Annotated in this window: 27 protein-coding genes; 16 read left to right on the top strand and 11 right to left on the bottom strand. The window is 66.9% G+C overall.

Features of this window, described 5'->3' with window-relative positions; all coding sequences use genetic code 11:
• Positions 1–30: 30 nt before the first annotated feature.
• Both G6N57_RS00435 and G6N57_RS00430 read right to left on the bottom strand, forming a co-directional pair.
• Entirely contained in the window at positions 31–702 is a 672-nt protein-coding gene (locus G6N57_RS00435) for a glycoside hydrolase family 25 domain-containing protein (protein ID WP_407665958.1), read from the bottom strand.
• Between the two features lie 90 nt (positions 703–792).
• Positions 793–1455: a sensor domain-containing protein gene (locus G6N57_RS00430; protein WP_077742376.1), complete on the bottom strand. Its 663-nt coding sequence runs from the start codon at positions 1453–1455 to the stop codon at positions 793–795.
• A 432-nt stretch (positions 1456–1887) separates the two neighbouring features.
• Between G6N57_RS00430 and G6N57_RS00425 the strand changes: the two genes are divergently transcribed.
• On the top strand, positions 1888–2100 hold the full coding sequence (locus G6N57_RS00425; protein ID WP_077742375.1) for a hypothetical protein: 213 nt from the start codon (positions 1888–1890) through the stop codon (positions 2098–2100).
• Between the two features lie 97 nt (positions 2101–2197).
• The gene (locus G6N57_RS00420; protein WP_077742374.1) at positions 2198–3535 is read left to right on the top strand and encodes a cytochrome P450; all 1338 of its coding nucleotides are present in this window, start codon (positions 2198–2200) and stop codon (positions 3533–3535) included.
• On the opposite strand, the gene G6N57_RS00415 is transcribed toward G6N57_RS00420, so the two are convergent.
• Positions 3532–4704 (bottom strand): FAD-binding domain, encoded by a 1173-nt coding sequence (locus tag G6N57_RS00415; protein ID WP_077742373.1) that lies wholly within the window; start codon positions 4702–4704, stop codon positions 3532–3534. The genes G6N57_RS00420 and G6N57_RS00415 overlap by 4 nt on opposite strands.
• A gap of 175 nt (positions 4705–4879) precedes the next feature.
• Here G6N57_RS00415 and G6N57_RS00410 point away from each other — a divergent pair, with 175 nt between their 5' ends.
• The 7 genes from G6N57_RS00410 to G6N57_RS00380 all read left to right on the top strand — a co-directional run bounded on the left by G6N57_RS00410 (position 4880) and on the right by G6N57_RS00380 (position 13261).
• Complete coding sequence (locus G6N57_RS00410) at positions 4880–5917, top strand: patatin-like phospholipase family protein (protein WP_077742372.1); 1038 nt, start codon at positions 4880–4882, stop codon at positions 5915–5917.
• Positions 5914–6984, top strand: a complete 1071-nt coding sequence (locus tag G6N57_RS00405) for a galactokinase (RefSeq protein ID WP_077742371.1) — start codon at positions 5914–5916, stop codon at positions 6982–6984. The genes G6N57_RS00410 and G6N57_RS00405 overlap by 4 nt, the downstream gene beginning before the upstream one ends.
• A gap of 45 nt (positions 6985–7029) precedes the next feature.
• Positions 7030–7905, top strand: a complete 876-nt coding sequence (locus G6N57_RS00400) for a formylglycine-generating enzyme family protein (RefSeq protein ID WP_077742370.1) — start codon at positions 7030–7032, stop codon at positions 7903–7905.
• Between the two features lie 125 nt (positions 7906–8030).
• The gene (locus G6N57_RS00395; RefSeq protein ID WP_077742369.1) at positions 8031–8843 is read left to right on the top strand and encodes a GntR family transcriptional regulator; all 813 of its coding nucleotides are present in this window, start codon (positions 8031–8033) and stop codon (positions 8841–8843) included.
• Positions 8844–8905: 62 nt separating this feature from the next.
• Positions 8906–10258, top strand: coding sequence for an arylsulfatase (locus G6N57_RS00390; RefSeq protein WP_077742368.1), 1353 nt, complete (start codon positions 8906–8908; stop codon positions 10256–10258).
• An 18-nt stretch (positions 10259–10276) separates the two neighbouring features.
• Positions 10277–12193, top strand: coding sequence for a DNA topoisomerase (ATP-hydrolyzing) subunit B (gene gyrB, locus G6N57_RS00385; RefSeq protein ID WP_077742367.1), 1917 nt, complete (start codon positions 10277–10279; stop codon positions 12191–12193).
• A gap of 171 nt (positions 12194–12364) precedes the next feature.
• Positions 12365–13261 (top strand): hypothetical protein, encoded by an 897-nt coding sequence (locus G6N57_RS00380; protein ID WP_077742366.1) that lies wholly within the window; start codon positions 12365–12367, stop codon positions 13259–13261.
• Here G6N57_RS00380 and G6N57_RS00375 read toward each other — a convergent pair.
• Both G6N57_RS00375 and G6N57_RS00370 read right to left on the bottom strand, forming a co-directional pair.
• Positions 13240–13572 carry a DUF202 domain-containing protein gene (locus G6N57_RS00375; protein WP_077742365.1) on the bottom strand — a complete coding sequence of 111 codons (333 nt, stop codon included), beginning with the start codon at positions 13570–13572 and terminating at the stop codon, positions 13240–13242. The two genes, G6N57_RS00380 and G6N57_RS00375, sit on opposite strands and share 22 nt — an antisense overlap.
• Positions 13569–13913, bottom strand: coding sequence for a YidH family protein (locus G6N57_RS00370; RefSeq protein WP_097926238.1), 345 nt, complete (start codon positions 13911–13913; stop codon positions 13569–13571). The genes G6N57_RS00375 and G6N57_RS00370 overlap by 4 nt, the downstream gene beginning before the upstream one ends.
• A 143-nt stretch (positions 13914–14056) precedes the next feature.
• On the opposite strand from G6N57_RS00370, the gene G6N57_RS00365 reads away from it, so the two are divergent.
• The 4 genes from G6N57_RS00365 to G6N57_RS00350 are packed head-to-tail and all read left to right on the top strand — an operon-like array spanning position 14057 to position 18697.
• Complete coding sequence (locus tag G6N57_RS00365; protein ID WP_077742363.1) at positions 14057–15514, top strand: ABC transporter substrate-binding protein; 1458 nt, start codon at positions 14057–14059, stop codon at positions 15512–15514.
• Positions 15515–15537: 23 nt separating this feature from the next.
• A complete protein-coding gene (locus G6N57_RS00360) occupies positions 15538–16425 on the top strand; it encodes an ABC transporter permease (protein ID WP_077742362.1) in 888 nt (295 codons plus the stop codon).
• The gene (locus G6N57_RS00355; protein WP_077742361.1) at positions 16422–17171 is read left to right on the top strand and encodes an ABC transporter ATP-binding protein; all 750 of its coding nucleotides are present in this window, start codon (positions 16422–16424) and stop codon (positions 17169–17171) included. The genes G6N57_RS00360 and G6N57_RS00355 overlap by 4 nt, the downstream gene beginning before the upstream one ends.
• Positions 17172–17200: 29 nt before the next feature.
• Entirely contained in the window at positions 17201–18697 is a 1497-nt protein-coding gene (locus G6N57_RS00350; RefSeq protein WP_077742360.1) for a SulP family inorganic anion transporter, read from the top strand.
• A 3-nt stretch (positions 18698–18700) separates the two neighbouring features.
• Here G6N57_RS00350 and G6N57_RS00345 read toward each other — a convergent pair whose 3' ends face one another.
• From G6N57_RS00345 to G6N57_RS00330, 4 genes are all read right to left on the bottom strand, one after another.
• Positions 18701–19534 carry an NYN domain-containing protein gene (locus tag G6N57_RS00345; RefSeq protein WP_077742359.1) on the bottom strand — a complete coding sequence of 278 codons (834 nt, stop codon included), beginning with the start codon at positions 19532–19534 and terminating at the stop codon, positions 18701–18703.
• Positions 19534–20523 carry an ABC transporter ATP-binding protein gene (locus G6N57_RS00340; RefSeq protein WP_077742358.1) on the bottom strand — a complete coding sequence of 330 codons (990 nt, stop codon included), beginning with the start codon at positions 20521–20523 and terminating at the stop codon, positions 19534–19536. The genes G6N57_RS00345 and G6N57_RS00340 overlap by 1 nt, the downstream gene beginning before the upstream one ends.
• A 1-nt stretch (position 20524) precedes the next feature.
• Positions 20525–21574 (bottom strand): ABC transporter permease, encoded by a 1050-nt coding sequence (locus G6N57_RS00335; protein ID WP_077742357.1) that lies wholly within the window; start codon positions 21572–21574, stop codon positions 20525–20527.
• Positions 21575–21758: 184 nt separating this feature from the next.
• A complete protein-coding gene (locus G6N57_RS00330; RefSeq protein WP_077742356.1) occupies positions 21759–22244 on the bottom strand; it encodes a hypothetical protein in 486 nt (161 codons plus the stop codon).
• Between the two features lie 85 nt (positions 22245–22329).
• Between G6N57_RS00330 and G6N57_RS00325 the strand changes: the two genes are divergently transcribed.
• A complete protein-coding gene (locus tag G6N57_RS00325; RefSeq protein ID WP_077742355.1) occupies positions 22330–23076 on the top strand; it encodes a Mut7-C RNAse domain-containing protein in 747 nt (248 codons plus the stop codon).
• 3 nt (positions 23077–23079) lie between these two features.
• Here G6N57_RS00325 and G6N57_RS00320 read toward each other — a convergent pair whose 3' ends face one another.
• Together G6N57_RS00320 and G6N57_RS31880 are read right to left on the bottom strand one after the other, a co-directional pair.
• Positions 23080–23388: a hypothetical protein gene (locus G6N57_RS00320; protein WP_077742354.1), complete on the bottom strand. Its 309-nt coding sequence runs from the start codon at positions 23386–23388 to the stop codon at positions 23080–23082.
• A gap of 28 nt (positions 23389–23416) precedes the next feature.
• Positions 23417–24253, bottom strand: coding sequence for a protein-tyrosine phosphatase family protein (locus G6N57_RS31880; RefSeq protein WP_234815770.1), 837 nt, complete (start codon positions 24251–24253; stop codon positions 23417–23419).
• 193 nt (positions 24254–24446) lie between these two features.
• On the opposite strand from G6N57_RS31880, the gene arr reads away from it, so the two are divergent.
• On the top strand, positions 24447–24887 hold the full coding sequence (gene arr, locus G6N57_RS00310; RefSeq protein ID WP_077742652.1) for an NAD(+)--rifampin ADP-ribosyltransferase: 441 nt from the start codon (positions 24447–24449) through the stop codon (positions 24885–24887).
• 75 nt (positions 24888–24962) lie between these two features.
• Positions 24963–26381 (top strand): SDR family NAD(P)-dependent oxidoreductase, encoded by a 1419-nt coding sequence (locus tag G6N57_RS00305; RefSeq protein WP_077742651.1) that lies wholly within the window; start codon positions 24963–24965, stop codon positions 26379–26381.
• Positions 26382–26396 lie beyond the last annotated feature (15 nt).

The raw sequence follows: 26396 nt of genomic DNA, 5'->3' as shown, positions 1-26396 counted from the left end.
TGGTTTACACTGGCCGATCGTTGTCGGCTGTCACACCAGGTCCGTTCCGTCCGGCGACGGCGTCGCGATACCGCAGGCCGACGCGAACTGCACCGGGCTGAGGCCGTCGGCGGAATTCATGTCGCATCGGCCGAACGGTGGCGCGCCCTGCGGCAGGCCGGGACTGAAGCCGCGACCGTCGGTGTACTGATGGGCGACCTTGCCGGGATAGTCGGGGTTGCTGCCGTAGGCCGCGACGACGAGCCGGATCCCGTTGGGTTTGGTGCGCCACATGCCGTTCAGGTCGCCGACATTGCCGTAGCCGATGATGCGGGCGCGGCTACCGGCGTATTCGGCCAGGTTCCAGTACAGCCGGTTGATCCAGTCCGAACCGTCACCGCGGGGATTGCCGCCCTGCTCGACATCGAGCATGAGCGTAATGCGTGGGTGCAGGCCGCCGTTGGCGTCGATCATCGAGCACACGGTGTTGGCATTGGCCTGCCAATTGGGCCGGCAGTAGGTGTAGACGATGCCGAACACCAGCCGTCCGGAATCCAAGGCGCCGCGCATCCAGGCGTAATTGGTCGCGAAATTGCGGTCGCGGTAGGTGCCGTCGCTGACCCGGATCGAGAGCACCGGGTAGGGGTAGGTGTCGTCGACCGGGCGTTGCCATTCGGAGACATCGGCGAACAGGGTGTCGGTGATGACGGCGGCGCTGCGCACGATCCACCGGGAACGCAGGGTTTGTGGCCCTTGTGTCCTTCGGTTCACAGCGTGGCTCACCATGCTCACCCCTGAGACCAGGGTAAGCGGTCAGAGTGCGTTGCGGCCCGCGATGATCTTGGCCAGCTGGACCGTCTGACGGTCGGTGATGTCGTAGCCGCTGATCCGCAGGTCGATGACGTAGGTGTCGGCAGCCAGGATCGCGCGGTGGGTGACGCGATCGGTGACGTCCAGCGGTTCGTCGTGGGTGATGTCGACACCGTCGAGCACGGCCGGGACGGCCATGCGTCGGGCGTCCTTCGTCTTGCCGCCGTCATAGCTGAAGGTCAGGGTGTCGTCGCCGCAGCGCCGCCAGATGTCGAGGGTGCGCGCCACCATGGCCTCGGCCGCCTTCGGGTTGTCGAACCTGGCGATCGCCTGGTCGACCTCGACGTCGTCCTGGTCGTCGGCGAGCTGGGTCTCGCGGAATTCCCGGTAGCCGCTGTCGGCGTACACCCACTTCATCCCGTTGCCGATGACGACGATGCACTCCGGGCGGGAGAGCGGCTCATAGTTGGCGTTGGTCATCGGGCTGCGCAGCGCGGTTTTGGGCCTGACCTCGGCGTTCATCACGGTGTTGATCTCGGATTCGCTGGCCATCATGCTGCCAAGGACGTCGACGTGCGGGCCGTCGGAGCCGGGGAGGGTGGGGGTGCAGGCGGCGAGCAGGACCGCGCTCAGCGCGACGCCGGCCGCCTTGAGGTCGATGCCCATCGAGTCCCCCTTGGATCGGTTTGCTGATCCTAAACGGCGAGGTGGGGTGTGCCCGACGGCAATTTGGTGGCCAATGGGTGAAGTTCCCTCGCCGGCCTCTCCTTGCCGCCGGTTTCTACCCCACGGCTGCTCGTGTACGCGATCGACGACCCGTGGGTGGAAAACGACGAACTGCCCGGTCGGGCATTGGTGCCCGTTCCTACGCCTGGGTCGTGATGGTCGAGCTGCGGCGACCCAGGCGTGGAAAGCGGCGCAGCCGCAGCCCAGCGCCCGCCATAGACGGCGTCGTTCCTCCGATCGGGGGACACGGGATTCGTCCGGTGGATGGGCCGGTCGGTCGATACAGCCGCGGGCCGCGCCGTCGCATTCTTATTTCAACGCCGGAACACACCGGAGAAAACACCAAAAGCCTTATCCGACAAAGGAGTCGACATGACCACCATCACCCGCCGCATCGCCGCCGGACTCACCCTCGCTGCCGCCCCCGCGTTGATCGCCCTTGGCGCCGCCACCGCTCACGCCGACGCTTCCGTCGCCAACACCGGGCCGTCGGTCAGCGCGCACCAGGCCTTCCCGAACCAGCACAACATGCCGCAGCCCGGGTCCGCGACCCATCACCACCACCAGCGCAACCACGCCAAGTAGGCCAGGGGGAGGCGGGGCCCGGACGCAGCCAGCGTCCGGGCCTCCGACTGTGTGAGCTTCCGCCCCGCCGGGCCACGACGGCTCGTAGGGTGGAGGAATGGGGTTACCTCCGGGGCCTCGGTTGCCCCCTTCGGTGCAGGCCGCGTTGATGCTGCATTTCTGGCCACGATTCGTCTCGGCCTGCCGACGCCGCTACGGCGACGTGTTCACGCTGCGGGTCGCGGCGATGGGCACCATGGTGTATCTGGCGGATCCCGCCGACATCAAGGTGGTGTTCGCCGGAGATCCGACGATCTTCCATGCCGGAGAAGCGAACTCGGTGCTGAGTGCGCTCCTCGGCGAGAGCTCGGTGCTGGTGATCGACGAGGACGAACACCATCAGCGGCGGCGGCAGATGCTTCCGCCGTTCCACCGCGACGCGGTAGCCCGCCAGACCGAGATCATGACCGAGATCGCCGCCGCGAACATCGCGGGCTGGCCCGTGGGAACGACGTTCCCGGTCGCCCCGAAGATGGCCGAGATCACCCTTGAGGTCATTCTGCGGACCGTGATCGGCGCTTCGGATCCGGCCCGGCTCGCCGCGTTGCGATCGGTGATGCCGCGGCTGCTCAGCGTCGGGCCGTGGGAGACGTTGGCCCTGGCCGTTCCGGGGTTGCAGCGACGGCGCCCGTGGCGGGCCCTGCAGCGCAACATCGAGGAGGCCGACCGGCTGCTGTACGCCGAGATCGCTGATCGGCGGGCCGACCCGGAGCTCGCGACCCGCACCGATGTGCTGGCCATGCTGGTGCGGTCCGCGGACGAGGGCGGGCACACCATGACCGACCGGGAACTGCGCGATCAGCTGATGACCCTCCTCGCCGCCGGGCATGAGACGACCGCGACGGCACTGTCGTGGGCGCTGGAACGGCTGACCCGTCACCCCGCGGCGCTCGACAAGGCGGTGCGGGCCGCGCGCAACGGCGATGACGACTACCTCGACGCGGTGGCCAAGGAAACCCTGCGGATCCGGCCGGTGGTGTTCGACGTGGGCCGGGTGCTCAAGCAGCCGGTCGAGCTGGCCGGCCACCGGTTGCCTGCCGGGGTGATGGTGGCGCCGGGCATCGGCCTGGTGCACGCACGTGACGACGTGTATCCCGGCGCCGACCGGTTCGACCCGGACCGCATGCTCGGTGTGCCCCTCGGCCCGACCACCTGGTTCCCGTTCGGCGGCGGCAACCGTCGCTGCCTGGGCGCGACGTTCGCGATGGTCGAGCTGCGCGTGGTGCTGCGTGAAATCCTGCGTCGGGTAGACTTTTTCACGACGACGACTCCCGACGAACGTCAGCGCGTCAAGCACGTGACGTTGGTCCCGCGTCGCGGCGCGCGGATCTGTGTGCGGGCGGTCCGGGAGGTGGCCGAGGTCGCGCGTGAGCCGGAGGAGTCGGCCCGCCGCTAGTCGATCCGGTAGTCGGGCAGGTCGAGGTCGTCGCGCACACTGCCGGTGAACAGGCCCGCCACCGGGCGGCTCAGGTTCATCGCCCGCAGCGCCACGTTGCGGAACCACAAACCGAACTTCGTTCTGGTGGCGAAGAAGCCGAGCATCCGTTCGGCGCCGGCCTGCTTGCCCTCGATGAACGGCCGCAGGAGTGACTCGTAGCTCGCGAAGGCCCGGTAGTGGTTCCCGTCGGCGCGGGCGAGTTCCCCGGCCAGGGCGTACGCCTCGGTGATCGCCAGACCGGTGCCCTCACCGCCGAGCAGCGAGATGCAGCCCGCCGCGTCACCGATCAACAGCACCCGGCCATCGGACCAGCGATCCATCCGGATTTGGGAGACCACGTCGAAGAACAGGTCGTCGACGCCGTCCACCGCGGCCAGGATTTCGCGGCACTCCCAGCCGGCATCGTCGAACTGGTTGTGCAACTGCTCTTTTGGCGTCATGCCGTGGTCGTCATGGTTATCGCGGAACACGAACAGGAACATGGTGCGGCCGCCACGCAAGGTGAACTGCCCGACCTGGCGCCCGGGAACGCTGTAGGTGAGATAGGTATCGGAAGTCCCGCCGGAATAGCCGTCGACCATGCACGCGGCGACCTTGCAGCCCAGGTAGTGCTCGAACCGCTCCTCGGGGCCGAAGACCAGGCCGCGCACGTTGGAGTGCAGGCCGTCGGCGCCGATGACGAGGTCGAACTCGTCGGCCGGACCGTTCTCGAACGTCACCCGCACCCCGTCGGGGTGTTGGTCGATGCCGGTGATGCTGTTGCCGAACACGGTCGGCACGCTGTCCTCGATCGTGCGGTAGATCGCGGCGGCCAGGTCACCGCGCGGCAGGCTGGTGAAGTCGTTGCCGATCATGCGCCGGAACACGTCGACGCGGAGTTCGGCCCGGATGGTACCGGCGGGTCGCAGCGAGCGCACCGAATTCACGTCGTAGCCTGCCTCGCGGATAGCCGGCTCGATGCCCATCTGCCGGGCGGTCCGGTAGCCGATGCCCCAGAAGTCGATCATGTAGCCGCCGGTGCGAAACGCCGGTGCCCGCTCGATCAGCGTCGGGCTACGGCCAGAACGGTGTAGCCAGTGCGCGAGCGCTGTCCCGGCGACTCCGGCCCCACTGATGGCGATACGCATGGTGATTCGATGCTACGTGGCGTGTTGAGGTGCCGGTTGTGACGCTTTGTGCGTCGGTTTCCACGTCGGGGCTGCTCTTCGGCCCGGCGCGCCGCCCTGCGGTAGAAATCGACGCCACAAGCGCGCGTGCCGCGATCCGAGGCTGATTGTCAGGCAGCCGTGCCAAGCTGGGGTCATGGCTGCGAAGCGTTCCCCGCACCGGGCCGACCTCGTGCTCTCCGGCGGCGGCGTCAAGGGCATCGGCCTGGTGGGTGCTGTGGTCGCGCTCAAGGATGCGGGATATGCGATCGAGCGGATCTCCGGCACCTCGGCCGGCTCGCTGGTCGGCGCGGTGGTGGCCGCCGCGGTGCATCGCAATGAGTTGAGCAGCGATCAGCTGCGCGAGTTGGCACTCAGCGTGCCGTACCGCAAGTTCCGTGACAGTGGGCCGATCGAGAGCATCCCCGTGCTGGGCACGGCGTGGGGCCTGCTGCGCGAAACCGGTATCTATCGCGGCGACTTCGCGTATGACTGGATTCGCAGCGAGCTGAAGAACCTGGGTGTCAAGACCTTTGGCGATCTGGCCATCAAGGACGACAATCTGTTGCCCGAGCGGCGCTACCGGCTGACGGTCACGGTCACCGACGTGACCACCGGGCAACTCGTGCGTCTGCCATGGGATTACCGGCGGGTCTACGGCCTGGACCCTGACGAGCAACTGGTGGCCGACGCGGTGCGGGCCTCGATGGCGATCCCGTTCCTGTTCCACCCGGTGACGCTGAAAACCGCTGACGGGCAAGCCTGCACGCTGGTAGACGGTGGCGTGTTGTCGAACTTCCCGATCGACACCTTCGACCGTCCCGACGGCGCCGAGCCGCGTTGGCCGACGTTCGGGGTGACGGTGGTGCCGTATCTGCCCGCGCCCTCGGCCGAGCAGCTCATCCCCGGGTTGAGTCTGTTGAATTTCGGCCGTCCGAGCTTGCTGGAAAGCCTGCTCACCACGATGCTGGTCGGCCACGATCAGGCCTACCTCAGCCAGCCGTGGGTGAAGGTGCGTGCGATACAGGTGGATTCGACCGAGGTCGGAGTGCTGGACTTCGACATCTCCCGCGGCGAGGCTCAGGCTTTGTACGAGAAGGGCTACGCGGCGACGACGGAGTTCCTGTCCGGCTGGGACTGGCCCGGCTATCTGGACCGCTTCCGCCGGGCCCATCGGGTGGAACCGCGCCGGTGAGTATCAGATACTCCGCCCCGGGCCGGATCAATCTGATCGGCGAGCACACCGACTACAACGCGGGGTTCGCACTGCCGATCGCCTTGCCACAGCGCACCTTTGTCGAGTTCGAACCGGATTCGTCAGGTGTGCTGTCGGTGTCGAGTGCATTGGGCGACGCGGGTTTCGGTGTGGACACCGAGCCGGGAGAGGTGACGGGCTGGGCGGCGTATGTCGGCGGGGTGATGTGGGCGCTGCGCGCGGCGGGGGTTTTCGCGCCCGGCGGGGCCATGACGATAACCAGCGACGTCGAGATCGGTTCGGGGCTGTCGTCGTCGGCCGCGCTGGAATGCGCGGTGCTGGGTGCGCTGCTCACCGCGGCAGGCGTCGAGCTCGATCGCGTCGAGCAGGCCCGGATCGCTCAGCGCGCCGAGAACGAGTATGTCGGCGCGCCAACGGGTTTGCTCGATCAGTTGGCATCTCTGTTCGGTGCCCCGGGGACGGCGATGCTGATCGACTTCCGCGAAGTCACGGTGCAGCCGGTGCGCTTCGATGCCGAGGCAGCCGGAGTCGCACTGCTCCTGATCGACTCACGGGCCCGGCACGCGCACGCCGGCGGCGAGTACGCGGCCCGGCGGGCATCGTGTGAGCAGGCCGCCGGCGATATCGGGGTGGCCACGCTCCGGGAGGCCGAACCGTCTGCGCTCGGGAAGGTCATAGATCCCGTCGATGCCCGACGGGCGCGCCATGTGCTGACCGAGAACCGGCGCGTGCTCGATTGTGTTGCGGCGATGGACTCTTCGGATTTCGTCGCGGCTGGTGAGCTGTGGACCGCCTCGCACGCCTCGATGCGTGACGACTTCGAGATCACCACACCGCACCTCGATTTGATCGCCGCGACCGCAGTGCACGCCGGTGCCCTTGGGGCACGGATGACCGGTGGCGGGTTCGGGGGCTGCGTCATCGCACTGGTGCCCTTCGACCGCGAGCAGGCGGTCAGCGAGGCGGTGTCCCGAGCGGTGCGGGACGCCGGGCATCCGGTGCCTGCCATCACCAGGACGCATGCCGGTGGTGGCGCGGGGCAGTAGGCCTGCTGGACTGCACCGGGTTCCGGTCCTACCTAGTCTGTCCGGATGCTCACCGAACTCGTCGCACTTGATGGCGGCACCTACCGCATGGGATCGCAGAACTTCTATCCCGAGGAATCGCCGGTGCACGAGGCGTCAGTTGCGCCGTTCAGCATCGAGCGGCATCCGGTCACCAACGCTCAGTTCGCCGAGTTCGTCTCCGCCACCGGGTATGTCACCGTCGCCGAGCAGCGACTGGATCCTGCGGCGTTTCCAGGAGTGCCCGCCGAGGAGCTCGTCCCGGGGGCGCTGGTTTTCCGCCCGACGGACGGACCGGTGAACCTGCGCGATTGGCGTCAGTGGTGGACGTGGGTTCCGGGGGCCTGCTGGAAGCATCCGCGAGGGCCGGAATCCTCCATCGAGGACCGGCCCGATCATCCCGTGGTCCAGGTCGCCTATCCCGACGCCGCGGCATACGCGACCTGGGCCGGGCGGCGACTGCCCACCGAAAAAGAATGGGAGTACGCGGCAGGCGCCGGCGCGACGACCGTCTACGCCTGGGGCGACGATGTCCGGCCGGGCGGACAGCTGATGGCCAACACGTGGCAGGGCCGGTTTCCGTACCGCAACGACGGTGCGCTGGGCTGGGTCGGGACCTCACCGGTTGGCACGTTCCCGCCGAACGCTCATGGCCTGGTCGACATGATCGGCAACGTGTGGGAGTGGACCGCCACCCGCTTCACCGCCCGTCATCGAGAGAGTGCCGAGTCGTCCGGATGCTGTCCGGCACCTGCCGGTGATCCGTCGGTGATGCAGACACTCAAAGGCGGGTCTCACCTGTGCGCGCCCGAGTACTGCCACCGCTACCGGCCGGCGGCCCGGTCCTCGCAATCGCAGGACAGCGCCACCACTCACATCGGTTTCCGCTGTGTCGCCACCTAGTCCGTGGTGGCGGAAGCCGCGCGTAAACGCCGCCCCATACCCGCTGGCCTAGGGCTTTACGAAGTAACAGGTGGCGTAACACGCGCCGTATCGCCACCCGGTGTCCACGGTGGCACAGTGAGGTCATGACCCGCCGTCCGCACATCCCGCCGAAGGACTTTCCCCGTCCGGCGACCAGGGAGTACGCCGGCACCCGGGCCGACGCGGCGCGCTGGGCGCGCGATGTCCTGCGCGGCCAGATCCTCGACGGTGTGTACGGCGGACTGGCGGCGGCACGCCCGATGTTGCCGCCGGAGAACGAGCTCGCCGCCGAGTTCGGGGTCAGCCGCAACGCCATCCGCGAAGCGCTCGAGCTGCTCCGCGGCGAGGGGCTGATCACCCGGGTTCAGGGCGCCGGAACCTTCGTCACCGGCGCCAAGCTGAGTCAACGCATCGATCGTCTCGAGGGTCTGGCCGAGTCGCTGGCCGGCCACCAACTGCCCGTCGAGAACACGGTGCTCTCCGTGCGCGAGTCGGTCGCTTCGCCCTTCGTCGCCGCCAAGCTCCAATTGCCCGAGAACGCGCCGATTCTCTTCATCGAACGGCTGCGGTCTGTCGGCGGGGTGCCGCTGTCGCTCGACACCACGTCGTTGCGGATCGGGGCGATACCCGTGGACGCCAACCTCGATCGCCAAGATGTGTTCGCGTTGATCGAGCGCGAACTCGGCATGCGGCTGGGCTGGGCCGAGATGACCGTGGAGTCGGTCTCGGCCGATGCGAATACCGCTGAACTGCTGCAAATCCGTTCCGGTGCACCGCTGTTGCTGCTGCATCGGTTGACTCATCTGGAGGACGGCACCCCGTTCGACTTCGAGACCGTGCGCTATCGCGGGGATCGGTGCTCGTTGATGACGATCGCCGCGCGGTCGCCTGACCATCCGTCGCCGCCGCCAACGTAGCCGGCGCTTCTTCACCTCACCCTCACCGGATTTCACCCTATCGACAGAGAGGTAGCTCAACCATGCCCAAAAAACCCAACATCGTGTATTTCCACGTCGACAACCTAGGAATGGGTGAGCTCGGCTGCTACGGCGGCGGCATTCTTCGCGGCGCTGACACCGCTCGGATGGACGCCTTCGCGGCCGAGTCGTTGAAGCTGTCGCACTTCGTCGTCGAACCGCAGTGCACGCCCACCCGCTCCGCGCTGATGACCGGGCGCTACCCGATCCGATCCGGCAACCACACCATCGCCCTCGGCGGAAACGGCGGCGGCATCGTGGCCTGGGAGCGCACCATGGGCGACATTCTGTCCGAAGCTGGCTACGCCACAGCATGTTTCGGCAAGTGGCACATCGGCGCCGAGGACGGCCGCTGGCCCACGGATCACGGGTTCGACGAATGGTACGGCCCGGCCCGCACGTACGACGAATGCCTGTGGCCCGACGATCCCTGGTACAACGGCGACCGCGACGGCTACTCCTACATGTATGACGGCACCAAGGCCGACGGTGTCCAGGCCACCGACCAGCAGCTGACCGTCAAGCTCAAAGGTGAGGTCGACGGCGAATACGACCGCCGGGCCAAGGCGTTCATGAAGCGCAGCGTCGAGGCGGACAAGCCGTTCTACCTGTACCACAACCACTCACTGATGCACTTCCCGATGGAGGTCCGCGAGCAGTTCAAGGGCAAGAGCACCAATGGGGCGTGGGGTGATTCGCTGCTCATGCTCGATCATGACTTCGGCAGCATCCTCGACTACCTGACCGAACTGGGTATCGAGGACAACACCATCGTCATCATGGCGGGGGACAACGGTGCCGAGGACCATCTGGCCGGACGTGGCACCGCAGGATTCTTCGACGGGTCCTACTTCAGTTCCGCTGAGGGCGGCATCCGCACCCCGTGCCTGATCCGCTATCCGGGACACGTGGCGGTGCGCGAGAGCAACGAGATGGTGCACGTCACCGACATGTTCCCGACCTTGCTGCGGTGGGCGGGCTGCGAGATTCCCGAGGACCGGATCATCGACGGTATCGACCAGCGCGAATTCTTCGGCGGGGCAGAGGAATCCAGTCGCGAGGGCTGCATGGTGTGGCTCAACGAGGAACTGCACGCGGTGAAGTGGTCTCAGTTCAAGATCAACTTCAAACGGCAGCAGCACTTCCACGACCCGGAGATCCCGCTGGGCTTCGCGCGCATCACCAACCTGCTGGAGGACCCGAAGGAACGCGAGGCCGTCAATCAGACCTGGGTGCGGTGGTGGGTGATGCAGCATGCCTACCGCTTCATTCAGGAGTTCGACGCCAGCGTCGAGACCGAACAGCTGATTCCGGCCGGCGCGCCAATCGATTTCGTCCCAGCTCGCAACCAGTAGTCCCGAAGGGAACCCACCGTGTCCACCACCTATGACGCCGCGTCGATCACGATCCTCGAAGGGCTCGACGTCGTCCGCAAACGGCCCGGTATGTACATCGGGTCGACCAGTGAACGCGGCCTGCACCACATGGTGTGGGAGGTGGTCGACAACGGGGTGGACGAGGCGATGGCCGGTCATGCCACCCGGGTCGATGTCGTACTTCTCGCCGATGGGGGAGTGGAGGTGAGCGACGACGGCCGCGGCATCCCGGTCGCCATGCACGAGACGGGAGTTCCCACGGTCGACGTCGTGATGACCCAGCTGCACGCGGGCGGAAAATTCGACGGCGAGTCCTACCAGGTTTCGGGTGGTCTGCACGGCGTCGGCGTATCGGTGGTCAACGCCTTGTCCACCCGGCTGGAGGTGTCTATCCACCGGGACGGCTACGAGTGGTTTCAGCACTACGACCACTCGGTACCCGCCACCCTGAGCCAGGGCACCCCGTCGGAGCGCACCGGTACCACGGTCCGGTTCTGGTCGGACCCAGAGGTTTTCGAGACCACCGATTACAACGCAGAGACCATCGCGCGGCGCCTGCAAGAAATGGCGTTCCTCAACAAGGGCCTGATTCTGACCCTCTCAGATCTGCGTAACCCGGACACCGAGACCCGCACCTACCATCACCCCGGCGGTCTGACCGACTTTGTCGGCCACCTCAACCGCGTGAAGGAGCCCATTCAGCCGTCCATCATCGCGTTCGGCGGTGCCGGCGCCGGCCATGAGGTCGAGATCGCGATGCAGTGGAACGTCGGGTATTCCGAGTCGGTGCATACCTTCGCCAACACGATCAACACCCACGAGGGCGGCACCCACGAAGAGGGGTTCCGCTCGGCGCTGACCACGGTGGTGAACAAGTACGCCAAGGACAAGAAGCTCCTGAAGGACAAGGATCCGAACCTCACCGGCGACGATATCCGCGAGGGATTGGCGGCGGTCATCTCGGTGAAGGTCGCCGAGCCGCAGTTCGAGGGTCAGACCAAGACCAAGCTCGGCAATGCCGCGGTGCGGTCGTTCGTGCAGAAGGTCTGCAACGAGGAGCTGACCCACTGGTTCGAGGCGAACCCGGCCGAGGCCAAGGTGATCATCACGAAGATCGCATCGTCGGCGCAGGCGCGGGTCGCCGCCCGGCGGGCGCGGGAATTGGTGCGGCGCAAGAGCGCGACCGAGATTGGCGGCTTGCCGGGCAAGCTGGCCGATTGCCGCTCGACCGACCCGCGCAAGTCCGAACTGTATGTGGTGGAGGGCGATTCGGCCGGCGGCTCGGCCAAGAGCGGCCGCGACTCGATGTTCCAGGCGATCCTGCCGTTGCGCGGCAAGATCATCAACGTCGAAAAGGCCCGCATCGACCGCGTTCTGAAGAACACCGAAGTCCAGGCCATCATCACCGCCCTGGGCACCGGTATCCACGACGAGTTCGACATCTCCAAGCTGCGGTATCACAAGATCGTGCTGATGGCCGACGCCGACGTCGACGGCCAGCACATCTCCACCCTGCTGCTGACCCTGCTGTTCCGCTTCATGAAACCGCTGATCGGCAACGGCCACGTGTACCTCGCGCAGCCGCCGCTCTACAAGCTCAAATGGCAGCGTCAGGACCCCGAGTTCGCCTACTCCGACCGCGAGCGCGACGCGCTGCTGGAGGCCGGCAGGGCCGTGGGCAAGCGCATCAACGTCGACGACGGTATCCAGCGTTACAAGGGTCTCGGCGAGATGGATGCCAAGGAACTGTGGGAAACCACCATGGACCCGACGGTGCGTGTGCTGCGGCAGGTGACGCTTGACGACGCGGCCGCCGCCGACGAGTTGTTCTCGATACTCATGGGCGACGACGTGGAAGCGCGGCGGAGCTTCATCACCCGCAATGCCAAGGACATTCGTTTCCTCGACGTTTGATCGGCCGGGTTCCTATATCCCGTTCGGAACACTGTGACGAGCGTGCAGCTTTTCCAGCCAGAACTGCGAAATCGTCGGCAAATCCTGCACGCTCGTCACAGTGTCCCCGCACCTGTGCATAACCCGCGACAGAGCCCGAGAATTGTCGGTTCGCCCGCCGATGCTGGCCTCATGAACACGCAGTTCTCTGGAGCGCTTCCCGGCCGACGGCCCGGCCCGTTTCTGGACAGAGAGGCGATCAGGGCCGGGCTGCTCACCAAGCACGAACTCGAGACCAAGTACCGAGCCGTCTACCGCAACGTCTACCTGGACAACGAGGTGACCTTGACCCCGCTGCTGCGCGCCCAGGCGGCTTGGCTGTTCGCCGGTCCGGATGCGGTGGTCAGCGGACTGTCTGCGGCGGCGGTCTACGGCACCGAATGGCTGGACGCAGATGCACCGGCGGAGATCGTGCGGGCCAATCGTCATGCACCGGCCGGGCTACGGGCGTACTCGTATGCCCTTGAGCCGGACGAGGTTTGCGAGTGGGAGGGGATGCGGGTAACCACCGTCGCGCGGACGGCGTTCGACCTGGGCCGGTTGTTGCCGCATGACCAGGCGGTACCGATCTTGGACGCGCTGCTGAACAAGACGGGGCTTGACCCCGAGGACGTGTGGTCGCTGTACGAGGTGAATCGAGGAATGCGGGGCGTCGAGCAGCTGCGGATGGCGCTGGTGGAGGCCGACGGCGGCGCTGAAACACCGCTCGAGACGCGAACTCGACTGGTGTTGCGCTACATCGGCATACCGGGATTTGAAACCCAGATTCCGTTCTTCGACACCTGGGGCATGGTGTGCAACCGCGTGGCGATGGGTTGGCGCCGTTGGAAGGTCGCCATCGAGTGCGACGAAGAACGGGACGGTGCGGACTATCGACGGTGGATGCATGCGCAGACGGCGGAACTCGAGTCGTTCGGTTGGTCGGTGGTGTGGGTGACCCAGTCGATGGTGTCCGACCGACCGGGTCTTGTGTCGCGGGTGCGGCAGAAGCTGTTGCGTGCGCAGCGTCAGGCGGGCACCGCCAGGTAGGTCACCACAAGGGCACCTTCGATGATGACGGCTGCGCCGACGACAGGCACATATCGGCGACCCGACGCGGCGCAATGCCGCGGGCGCGCCAGTAGCTGCCGACGACGGTGTGCCCCGAGGGTGTAGACCGCGGCGGCCAATGTGGCCGCGGCACCGACGACGGCCAAGCGCACGGGGTTACCGAGGAGGTGGCCGTCACGCACCAGCACCAGCACGCCGGCTGCGGCGATCGCCAGCGCGGTGCGAGTCCAGGCCAGCGCGGTCCGCTCGGCCTGCAGCCCGCGGTCCTGCTCCAGCGCCTGGCGCGTCATCGAACCGTCGCCACGAGAGCAAGACTCACCGTGACCAGACCCATCATCGCCAGGCCGGCGGTCAGATAGGTCGGCGCCGCGGCGCGGGGCAGCGGCTGGTCATGGCGCATCGCGCGATCGACCTGGGCCCACCGGCGCAGACCCGCGACGGCCGTCAGGATCGCCATGGCGCCGACTGCCACCCCCAGTATGTGCCGAAGACCAGGAACTGTCAGTTCGGGCATGAACTGCACCACCGCGACGGCTGCCGCGAGCAGTCCGAGAGAGGTGCGCTGCCACGCCAGAAACGTGCGCTCGTTGGCGAGTGTGAACCGGTAGTCGGGTTCGATCGGAACATCCACGGCTGCAAGCCTTTCCGAAACCCACACCCGTTACCAGGGCGGTACTGGTGGCGTAACCTCGGCGTTCATTGCGTGCAGATGGCGTAACTGCTGCGCAACCTCACATGACAGTGAGGTAACAGAAGCCGTCGACTCTTGTCGGTATGGACGACGTGCAACATCATCCTCGGGGCCGGTGGCGGGCCCGGTCGGCTGCTCTGCTGGCCGCAGTCACGGTGAGCGGCGCCCAGCTGCTCACCGGCTGCGGTCTGCTCACCGAGCCGACCGTCGTCGTCAACGTCGGCTACCAATCCAAGACCATCAACACCGTCAACGCCGGCACCTTGCTGCGCGACCGCGGTGACTTCGAGAACGCACTCAAGGAACTGGGCGCGGCCACCGGCACCAAGTACCGGGTGGTGTGGCAGGACTTCGCGTCCGGCGCCCCGCTGACCGCGCAGATGATCGCCACCCACGTCGACATCGGCTCGATGGGTGACTACCCGTTGCTCACCAACGGCTCCAAGACCCGCAAGTACGACGACGCGGTCACCGAGATGGTCGCGACCACCGGCTACAACCTGCGTGGCTCATTGAACCAGGTTGTAGTGCCGTCGGATTCGCCTGCCGAAAAGCTCGGCGACCTGACCGGCAAGAAAGTGTCGACGAGTCTCGGGTCGGCTGGAGACGGCATGTTCTCGTCGGCGGTACGCAACAGCGGCATGGACAAGGCCGCGGTGCACATCGTCAACCAGGATCCGTCGGTGGGTGCTTCGGCCATCGACGGAGGACAGGTCGACGGCCTGGCGCAGTTCGTGCCGTGGCCGCAGCTGGTGATCTACCGCAACCAGGGCCGGCTGCTGTACGACGGCGGCGACAACAATGTGCCGACCTTCCATGGCGTGGTGGTGCGCAAGCAGTTCGCTGAGGGCAATCCCGAGGTGATGGCGGCGTTCCTGCGGGCGATGAAATCGACCACCGACGACATCGTCGCTCATCCGCTCGCGGCGGCGAAGCGGGTCGGCGAGTTGACCGGCATCGAACCCGAGGTGATCTACCTCTACAACGGTCCCAACGGGTTGGTCAGCTTCGACATGACCCTCAAGGAGCAGTTCCTCACCGCGTTCGCGTCGGTGAAGGAGTATCTGGTCGGGCGTGGCTCGGTGACAAAGGATTTCGACGTTGCCGGCTTCGTCAACGACAGCTATCTGCGGCAGTTGTTCGGAGACCAGTACCCGCAGCGCCAGGCCAGCGTGGCCAACCCGATGATGCTCACCGGATTCGACGACGTGTGCAGGCTGCCGGTGAACGACCCGGCCCAGGCGTCCGAGGTGTGGGCGTCAGGATCGGAGACCACCGAGGTTGCCGCGACCCCGACATGCCTGCTGCGCCGGGTCGGCGCGACTCCTGAGGTGCGGGCCGCCTATGTGCCCGACACCCTGACCGGGCTGCGGATCTTCGCCGATCACGCCGTCTGGCTGGACGATCCGACGGCACCACCCACTCAGCGCTACAAGCCGTTCGCCACCGGCGCCGCTGCCGACACCTACCGGACCAGCCATCCGCAGGCCGTGCCCGTCGCCTATCCGGCTGCCGTGGGGCAGTCCCGCACCGCCGGCTAAACCCCTCCCAGAAAGGAAACCGCATGACCGAGCTCATGACCCGGCCCACGATCACCGCACCGCGGTTGTGGTCCCCGGCCAACCGGGGCGAGAAGTCGCCGCGGCGCAGCCTGGCAGATCTGCTGCCGGTCTCCGTCGCCCGACGGGTTCCCGCACTGCTGCTGCCGTTGATCCCGATCACCGCGTTCCTGGTGGCCTGGCACCTGTTGACCACCAACAATGTGGTGGCCTGGCTGCGGTTCAACCGAATGCCTGCGCCGGAGGCGGTGCTGCAGGCGTTGGTGGCGCGGATCGGCTCGGGCAGCTACTACGACGACCTGCTCGCCAGCCTGCAGCGCATCCTGCTCGGCTTCGGGTTGGCGGCGGTGGTCGGCATCGGGTTGGGTGTGCTGGTCGGGCGTTCTGAGATCGCGCGGATGGCGTTGCGGCCCTTCATCGAATTGATCCGCCCGATCCCGGCGATCGCCTTGGTGCCGCTGACCATCCTGCTGTTCCCGTCCAGCGAGCAGGGGATCGTGTTCATCACGTTCTTCGCGGCGTTCTTCCCCGTCGTGGTCAGCACCATCCATGCCATGGACTCGATGCCGAAGGTGTGGGAGGAGGCCGCCCAGACCATGGGTGCGGGTCGAATGTCGTTGCTGTTCCACGTGATCATCCCGGGCGCGCTGCCGGGCATCTTCGCCGGGCTCTCGGTGGCGATGGGCGTGGCGTGGATCTGTGTGGTGAGTGCCGAGATGATCTCGGGGCAATTCGGCATCGGGTACTACACCTGGCAGGCCTACGGTCTGCTCGACTACGCCGGCGTCGTGGTCGGCATGATCTCCATCGGCGCGCTGGGGTTGGGCACCGCCTGGTCTGTCGAGCGGGTCGGACGGCGGGTCAACCGCTGGCTGCCGAGGGCCGCCCGATGAGCGCCGGCGCCGTCAATCTCCAGCAGCTGCAACTCGGCTTCAACGGAGTTGTCGCGGCCAACATCACCCTCACGATCGAGCCCGGCGAGGTGGTGGTGTTCCTCGGGCCGTCCGGTTGCGGCAAGTCGACCATCCTGCGGGCCTTGGCCGGGCTGCTGAAACCGATGGGCGGCACCGCGACTGTCGATGGTGCACCCGTCACCGGCAATGTCGCCCAGTGCGCCATGGTGTTTCAGGAGGACGCGCTGTTCCCGTGGCGGTCCGCACTGAAGAACGTGCAGTTCCCGTTGAAACTCCGTGGGGTGCGCGGGAAGGAGCTCAAGGAGAAGGCCGCCACCCGGCTGGAACAGGTCGGGCTCGGTGACTACCTGGATCACCTGCCCAGTCAGCTTTCGGGTGGCATGCGTCAGCGGGTGCAATTGGCCCGCACGTTGGCCTGTGAGCCGCGAGTGATGTTGATGGACGAGCCGTTCGGTGCTCTGGATGCGCAGACGCGGCTTGAGATGCAGCAGCTGCTGACGTCGGTGTGGGAGACCCAGAAGATGACGCTGCTGTTCGTCACCCACGATGTCGACGAGGCCCTGCTGCTGGCCGACCGGATCGTGCTGTTGAGCCATCGGCCCGCGACCGTCGCCGACGTCATCACGATCGAGAAGCCCCGCACGCCCGAGGCGCAGTTCGAGGAGTCCTACCAGCGGCGCCGTCGCGCCATCCTGGACTTCCTGGGCCACCGCCCGGCGGCATAACTTATCTGGCTTTCCGCCAAGGAGATTCGATGAGCATCACCATCCCTGGATTTCGCGCGCCTTCAGACAGCGTCGATCGGCCGTTACTGTGGTCACCGGCCGTGCTGCGCACCGAGGTGCTGGCCGGGCTGGTCGTCGCGCTGGCCTTGATCCCCGAGGCCATCGCGTTCTCGGTGATCGCCGGCGTCGACCCCCGAGTGGGCCTGTTCTCGACGGTGACGATGGCGAGCACCATCGCCTTCACCGGCGGACGGCCCGCGATGATCACGGCCGCCACCGCGGCGGTCGCACTCGTCGTCGCCCCGGTGGCACGGGAATTCGGGGTGGGATACCTCGTCGCCACGATTCTCCTGGCGGGCGTGATCCAGATGCTGTTGGCGGCCTTCGGGGTTGCCAAGCTCATGCGGTTCATCCCGCGCAGTGTGATGGTCGGTTTCGTCAACGCGCTGGCCATCCTGGTGCTGGTATCGCAGCTGCCGCATCTGGTCGACGTACCGTGGCTGGTGTATCCGCTGACTGTCGTGGGCGTGGTGCTGATGTTCGTGCTGCCCAAGCTGACAACGGCGGTGCCCGCGCCGCTGGTGGTGGTGCTGGTGCTGACCGCCGTCGTCGTGTTCTTCGGCTGGGACGTGCCCGACGTGGGAGATCAAGGGGCACTGCCTGATTCGTTGCCTGTTCCCGGGCTGCCGCACGTTCCGTTGACCCTGCACACGCTGCAGGTGATCGCGCCCTATGCGTTGGGGGCGGCGCTCGTCGGCCTGCTGGAGTCGCTGATGACGGCCAAGCTCGTCGACGACATCACCGATACCCCGTCCAACAAGACCCGTGAAGCGTGCGGGCAGGGGATCGCCAATGTGGTCACCGCGATCTTCGGTGGCATGGGCGGCTGCGCGGTGATCGGGCAGACCATGATGAACGTCAAGGTGGCCGGGGCCCGAACCCGACTGTCCACCTTGCTGACCGGCGTGTTCGTCTTGATCCTGGTGGTGTCCCTTGGGGATCTCGTCGGACGCATCCCGATGGCCGCGCTGGTGGCGGTGATGATCGTGGTGTCGTTCGCGACCTTCGACTGGCACAGCGTGACGCCGCGCACCCTGAAGATGCTGCCGCGCAGTGAGACTCTGATCATGATCGTCACCGTTGTCGCGACTGTCGTCACCGGGAATCTCGCTGTTGGGGTGTCCCTCGGGGTGCTCACGGCGATGGTGGCGTTCGCCCGCCGCGTCGCACACTTCACCTCGGTGACGGCCGTGACCGGGCCGGACGGTGTGCGGACCTATCGGGTTCGCGGCGACCTGTTCTTCGTGTCCAGCAATGACCTGGTGCACCAGTTCGACTACGCCGACGATCCCGCCGAGGTGGTGATCGACATGTCCGGTGTGTCGGTGTGGGATGCGTCGTCTGTCGCGAGTCTCGATGCGATACGACTCAAGTACTCGTCGCGTGGGAAGACCGTGTCGTTCACCGGACTCGACGGGGAGAGCCTGGACCGGCTGAACCGGCTATCGGGGCGGTTGGGCGTGTGAGGATCAGCGCAGCTTGACCATGCGCGTCGTCGAGCTCTCGTCCAGTTCGACGACTTTGGACCGCGACCGCAGGAAATCGCTGAACGATTTGAAGCCCAACGACTTCTCACTGAACGACGGGTCCATCCGCTTCATCTGCGCCTTGACCGCGGAGTTGTGCAGCCACTCGACATCGTCCTTCTCCAGGCCGATCTGCAGGGCGCGGGTGAGCAGCGCGGTGGCCTCGGCCTGCGGGTCGGGTTCTTCCTTCTTGCGGGTGCGCTTCTGCGGCTTGGGTTCCGGCTCAGGGACGGGGGTGGGGATACCGGGCAGCGAGTCGTAGACGACGAACTCGTCGCACGCGGCGGCCAGCACCCGGCTCGACGATCCGGCGACTCCGATGCCGACGACATAGCGGCCCAGGCGTTTACAGCGCTGGGCCAGGGGAATGTAGTCGGAGTCGCCGGCCACGATCACCACATGGGTGAGGTCGGGGAGCCGGAACATGTCCTCGACCGCGTCGACGGCCAGCCGGATGTCGGCGCCGTTCTTGCCGTATGCGGCCGCCGGGAACAGCTGCACCAGGTCGACGGCACGGCCGACGAGCTGCTCGCGGTACCCGGCGTTGAGGTCGGCTGACCAGTCCGCGTAGGCACGGGTGAGCACCAATGTGCCGAAGGAGGAGGCGAAGTCGAGGATCGCGCCGACGTCGACGGTGGCCTTGGTGAGCTTGTCGGGCTCCAGACCCTTGGCCTTGTCTTTTTGGAAAGAGTTGCGACCGTTGACCTGGTCGTAGCGGGAGATGACGATGTTGTCGAAGTCGAGGTAGACCGCGACGCGGCTGTCGAGTTCGGTCATCAGTCCTCGGCTTCGGATCGGCCGATGAGGTTCCGCGCTCCGGTGGGGCCGAGCAGTTCTCGGAACGCCTGGACGGTGTACCCGACGATGGTGGCGTCGGACTTGGCCCGGGCGGTCGCCGACCGGGGCAGGCTGAACAGCGGACCCATCTCGCCGAAGTAGTCGCCGGGCCCGACGGTCTTGATGACTTCCTCACCGCCGCTGGCCAATTCGCGGGCCAGTTCGATCTCGCCGTCGGTGATGATGTAGATCAGGTCGCCCATCTCGCCCTGGGAGAACAGCACCTCGCCTGCCTCGATGGTCACGGTCTCGGGGCCCTGATGCTCGACGGCCACGTGTGGGACGAGCTCCACCACCTGATCGGCGAGCGGCAGGATGCGGGTGTCGTGGGTGGCGACGACAACGACGCGTTCGTCGCTGGCCAGTTCCCGGATGAGTCGCAGTACTTCCTCCACCTGGATGAAGTCGAGGTGGGCGGTCGGTTCGTCGGCCAGGATCAGTGGTGGGTCGAGCGCGATCGCGCGGGCCACCGCGACGCGTTGTTGTTGTCCGCCGCTGAGATTGCCGGGGCGGTGGTGCAATCGGTCTTTGAGCCCGACGCGGGTCAGCAGTTCCATGGCGCGCTCGCGGGCGCCGTAGCGGCTCATCCCGGCGGCGCGCAGCGGCACCATCACGTTCTCCATGGCTGTGAGGCTGGGCACCAGGTTGAACGCCTGGAACACGATCCCGACGGTGTCGCGCCGGTAGTTCGACAGCTCCTTCTTGTTCAGGGTGGTCACATCGACGTCGCCGAACTCGATGCGGCCCGCGGTCGGTTTGAGGATCCCGCCCAGACACGACAGCAGCGTTGTCTTGCCGCAACCGCTGGGGCCCAGCAGGATTGCCAGTGATCCGGCGGGCACTTCGAGGTCGAGGCCGTCGATCGGGCGCACCGCGTACCCGCCGCTGGAGTACTCCACGACGAGGTCTTTGACGAGTAGGTCGGCCATGTCACGGTCCTCGGAACGCCAGGGCAGGGTCGATGGTGACGGCGCGGCGCAGCCCGGCCACGCTGGCCAGCAGGCCGATCACGACGGCGACGATCGGCAGCGCCACGAACGCCAGAGTCGGGACGTCGCAGCGCATCGGGAACGGCGGCCCGAGCACGAGCGACAGCCCCGCACCCAACAGGGCGGCCAGTAGCGCGACGGCGACGGCCTGCATCGCCAGGCCGCCCATGATCGATCGGGTGGCGACGCCGACGGCCTTGAAGACCGCGAAGTCGCGGGTGCGTTCCAGGGCGGACAGGTAGATCACCGAGCCGACGATCAGCGCCGCGACCGCCCACAGCAGGCCGGCCATCAAACTCATCGCCTGGTTGGCGCCGCGCAGCGGTCGCACCATGTCGTCGATGGCGCCGGCCCGGTCGACGATGCGGAACTCCGGTGGCGCCGCGCCCGGATTGCCGACGATGCCGACCGACGAGATGAGCTTCTGCCCGGAGAACAGCAGTTGTTGGGCGCCCGGAACCGTCAGGTAGATGTTGTCCTGGGCGGCCAGCGCGGTGAGGTCATCGACCAATCCCACGACCCGCAGTTTCGACGCGCCCACCGCGACGTCGGCGCCGACCGGGCGGCCCATCGTCGTCGACACCGCGACCTCGTCGGGGGTGTGCGGGGCCCGGCCTTCCTTCAGGGTCGGAGCGCCTGGGCCCTGCTCCGGCACCCCGAACACGTTCACGTTGCGCGGGGTGCCGCCGGCGGGGATCGTCGACGAGCCGTACACCAGCGGGACCGCGGTGACGACACCCGGCAGCTTGGCGGCCCTTTGAACGTCGGTGAGTGGCAGCGGTGCTGAGCCGAGGAACGGTCCCGCCGCGCCTGACTTGATCATGAATGCGTCGAGGTGGAGCGCGTCGACGCTGCGTTCGGCTTCGACGCGGAAACCGTTCGCCAGGCCCGTCAACACCAGCGTCATGGCGAAGACCAACGCGGTGCCGACCGCTGCGATCATGAATCGCCGTCGGCGCCACTGCAGATCGCGTAACGCCGCAATCAACACGTCGGTGCCCCGCTCATTGCTGCTGACGTTACCGAGATGGGTGTGGCGGGTGGCGGTTATTGGGGCATTTGGTGTGGGGGTGCCGGCGGGCCGGTTGGGGCGGCATGTTCCTACGGAAGTCGTCAAAACTTTTGACGGTCCTGCCGGCTGATCTGAGGAACGGAAGCTCCTGATGGACTGACGGTCAGGCTGCCGGGGTCAGCTTGATGGCGACGAGATGCTCACGGTCGACGGCCTCGCTGAACTCCTCCAGCGTGGGGATGCGCTCATCGCGGAAGACCAACCCCATCATGCGCTGGGCGCGTTTGACGCCGTATGACTCGGCGCAGCGGTGGAACAGATCGGCGACCGTCGCGCGGTCTGTGATGAGCTCGCCCCGCATGGTCGCGGTCTTGCCGTTGTGGAGCACTTCGGCGGTGGCGCCATCGCGGAAGTTGTGCTTCCAACCGGCGTCGGTCATCGCGTAGAGCGTGTTGTCGATGAAGTGCGCGCTCAGCGGAATCGCATACTGCCGCCCGGTCTTTCGGCCGCGCACGGTCAGGACCATGAACTGCTGGCGTGCGGCACCGGCGAACGGTGTGCGCAGCATGAACCGCAGGGCCGGGTTGACGACGCGCAGCATCAGTTTCGGCGGATGAGCGACGGTGACCGCGGGTGACTGCTCTGTCATGACTTCACGCTAGGCCGATCGCTCAAGGTTGCCCAGCCTGTCGGCGGTCCTTGCTCGCCTGTGCCCCGCGCGGGAGCATGGCGCTATGGCCGGCTACGTGCACGTCCGGGCCTACGCCGAGCTCAACGACTTCTTGGACGCTGACTCGCGCAGCCAGACCCTGCGTCGCCCGTGCGGGGATCATCAGACTGTCAAGGACGTGCTGGAGGCCATGGGCATTCCACACACCGAGATCGACCTGATCCTGGTGAACGGGGACCCGGTGGGCTTCGAGCATCGTCCCGCCGTCGGCGACCGGATCGCGGCGTACCCGATGTTCGAGGCGCTCGACGTGGGGTCGACGGCCCGGCTCCGGCCCGAGCCGCTGCGGCATCCGCGGTTCGTGATCGACGTCAACCTCGGCCGACTGGCGCGGCTGCTGCGTCTGCTCGGGTTCGACGTCTGGTGGTCCAACGATGCCGACGATCAGGCCCTGGCGGATATCAGTGTCGAGCAGCAGCGGACCCTGCTCACCCGCGACCGCGGCCTGCTGAAGCGTCGCGCGATCACGCACGGCCTGTTCGTCCATTCCCAGCAGCCCGCGGAGCAGACACTGGAGGTGCTGCGGCGGCTGGATCTGCGGCGGCAGGCCAAGCCGTTCATCCGCTGCGTGCGATGCAACGGGCCGCTGGCCGCGGTGACGAAGGAAGAGGTGGCAGATCGCCTCGAGCCGTTGACCCGCCGCTACTACGACGAATTCAGTCAGTGCCCGGACTGCGGGCAGATTTATTGGGCCGGTGCGCATTTCGCGAAACTACGTGGCATCGTCGACGGGTTGCTCGACCAACTCTGATCTTTAGGACGACATCCCTGCGCCAATGGCGAGCGCGGCGAGATGGAGAATTCCGATGCTCAGCATCACCGCACCCGCGATGATGAACGCCGTCCCGCGCGACGGTTGAGGCGGCGGCCGATCGTCCACGGGCCCGGTACCTGCCGGGTGAAGCAGCCGGTCGTCGTCGTGGCGCACCCATCGGGTGTGCGCGATCCAGCGGCGAACGCCGACGGTCAGCAACAGCACGCCCGCAACCGGCCAGAGTATTGCGCTGATCGTGGAGCCGACCTGATATGCGGTTCCGCCGTCGGCAAGCAAGTTTTCAACCATGACGCCCCCTCCCGCCGCAACGTTAGCGCTACCGGGAGCAGCGAGCTCTCAGAAGGTCGCGCTGGGCAGCGGACTCGGGGCAGACAAACGCGGCTTTTCTTGTCCCCGCGCGTAATTCGGCGATGCGATCGATGACGTCGTCGTAGCTCAATCCGGATTCAGCGAGCAGGCATCCGATCACAGTGCCGGTCCGTCCCTTCCCGCCCCAGCAGTGCACGTAGACGTTGCGGCCGGCGTCCAACTCGGAGTGGATGCGCGCCAGGATCGCGTCGTAGCCGGCGTCGTCGATGACGCCGAAATCGGGAATGGGATGCGCGAAGTGCCGCACTGTGCGCCCGGATTTCTCGGCCTCCGCTCGCAGGAGCGCCAGATAGGGCGTCAGCCGGTCACCTTCTGTGGTGAGGTCGATGATGGTGTCGATTCCGGCGTCGAGGAGCACGCGGATCTTGGCTTCGGCTTTCTCTGCGGTGGTGGCACCCGGGTATTCACCGGCCAGCAGCCGGTTGGGCTCGACCCACCAAGCGTGAAGGATGTCGTCATGTGGCCAGGGTGTCGCTCGCAGTGGCGGACGGTCGGCGTCGGTTGCCCCGGAATGGTGATGCAGTGCTGCGATGATCGCGTTGAACTCGGGAAACACCTCTTCGATCGGGTCGTAGCCGCCGCCGTGACGATGGGCGCGGACGCACCAGAAGGCCCAGCCGCGCAGTAGGTCAACTCCTGCCCACTCGGGGACCTGGCGGGTGCTGCGAAATTCGTCCATGGCCGGACGGAGGACGTCTGCGAGGCGGGCTGGGTCCGCCGCCAGTCGTTGGTAGCCGTTGTACTGATGTGCCCACTCGATGAGCGTTGGCTCCCGTCGCTGCATGGTGCAGAGATTAGCGACCATCGGCCCGGCTGCGCAGGCGCCATCGATGCGACCCGTTCCGAGACGGGTGGACTCAATCGGATTGGCTGGGCGCGAAAGACTTTCGATCCGTTCCCACTCTCACTATACGGCCGGGGGTGGGGCTTGCGGCAAGGCCCCTGACGTGCTGCACAATCTTCCGGTCCGTGACGAGATGGGGGATGTTGTGACGAATACGCCGATACCGTTCGAGGTGCACGAGTCGGGTGCGCTGCTGCACGGCACCAAGGCCGACCTGGCGGTGGGGGACCGCCTGGTGCCCGGACGCGAGTCGAATTACCAAGCCGGCCGGATCATGAACCACGTGTACGTGACCCGCACCTTGGATGCCGCGGTGTGGGGTGCCGAGATGGCTGTCGGCGAGGGGCGCGGCCGCATTTACATCGTCGAACCCGAAGGGGCGATCGAGGACGACCCGAACGTGACCGACAAGAAGCTGCCCGGGAATCCGACTCGGTCCTACCGAACCCGTGAGCCGGTGAAGATCGTCGGCGAGATCACCGACTGGGTCGGGCATTCACCCGAGCAGCTGCAGAGCATGCGCGACGGCTTGGCCGACCTTCGGCGGCGCGGGTTGGACGTCATCTACGACTGACGTCACGGGCCCCAGCGCTTGGCCGCCGGTTCGCTCGATACGGGGATTTGTGCCCACCCGCCGTACCCTTCCATGGTGAACGCGATCGACCCTGACCAGCTCAGCACGTGCCTGCGGGTGCTGTCCGAGGTGCACAAGCTGCCTCCCGAGCACCCCGACGCCGTTGCTGTGCGCCAGGCCACCGCGAAGATGTTCAAGGAGTTGAAGAAGGTGCGCCGGGCCGCGGCGCGCGATCGGGTTGCGGCCGCGGATCGCGCCGTCATCGCTGCCACCGCCACCGGTGCGCCGGGACGGATCGACGACGAGACCCAGGGTCTGCCGCTGGTGTCCACCGCGGTCGGGGCCAGCGCGGGCACGCTGCTGCGCTCGCGGGCCTGCTACATCTGCAAGAACCACCACACCGTCGTCGACGCCTTCTACCACCAGCTTTGTCCGGACTGCGCCGCGATCAACCGGGCCAAGCGCGATGCCCGCACGGACCTGACCGGGCGCCGGGCCCTGCTCACCGGCGGGCGCGCCAAGATCGGCATGTACATCGCGCTGCGGCTGCTGCGCGACGGCGCGCACACCACGATCACCACCCGGTTCCCCAATGACGCGGTGCGCCGCTTCGCCGCGATGGAGGACAGTGCCGACTGGTTGCACCGGCTGCGGGTGGTGGGGATCGACCTGCGGGACCCGGCCCAGGTGGTGGCCCTGGCCGATGAGGTCGCCGCGCAGGGGCCGCTGGACATCCTGATCAACAACGCGGCGCAGACGGTGCGCCGCCCGCCCGGCTCGTATGCCGCGCTGGTGGAGGCCGAGCGCACCCCGCCGCCGGCTCTGGTGGACGTGGTCACCTTCGACCATGTCAGTGACGCGCATCCGCATGCCCTGGCCGGCAGCCTCGGCGAGCATCCGGCGCCACATGCGCTGACCGAGCTGGCGCTGACCGCGCGCAGCGCCTCGCCGGAGCGGATCTCCGCCGGGATCGCCATCGATGCGGGTGGGCTGTTGCCCGATACCGCGTCAGTGAACAGCTGGACCCAGCGCGTGCACGAGGTCGACGCGATGGAGCTGCTCGAAGTGCAGCTGTGCAACCAGACCGCGCCGTTCATTCTGGTGAGCCGGCTGCGCCCGGCGCTGGCCGCGTCACCGGCCCGGCGCAAGTACGTGGTGAACGTGTCGGCGATGGAGGGCCAGTTCAGCCGCGGCTACAAGGGGCCTGGGCATCCGCACACCAACATGGCCAAGGCCGCGCTGAACATGCTGACCCGCACCAGTTCCGGGGAGATGCTGGAGCAGGACGGCATTCTCATGACTGCCGTCGACACCGGGTGGATCACCGATGAGCGTCCGCACCCGACGAAGCTGCGGCTGGCCGAAGAAGGTTTCCACGCGCCGCTGGATCTGGTGGATGGTGCTGCGCGCGTGTATGACCCGATCGTGCGCGGGGAACTGGGCGAGGATCTGTATGGGTGCTTCTTGAAGGATTACGCGAAGGCCAGTTGGTAGGTTGCGGTAGCGGCC

It is taken from the genome of Mycolicibacterium boenickei (assembly GCF_010731295.1).
GTDB classification, from domain to species: Bacteria; Actinomycetota; Actinomycetes; order Mycobacteriales; family Mycobacteriaceae; genus Mycobacterium; species Mycobacterium boenickei.
The sequence above is the reverse complement of the archived record's forward strand: the minus strand, read 5'-3'. Positions and strand labels throughout refer to the sequence as shown.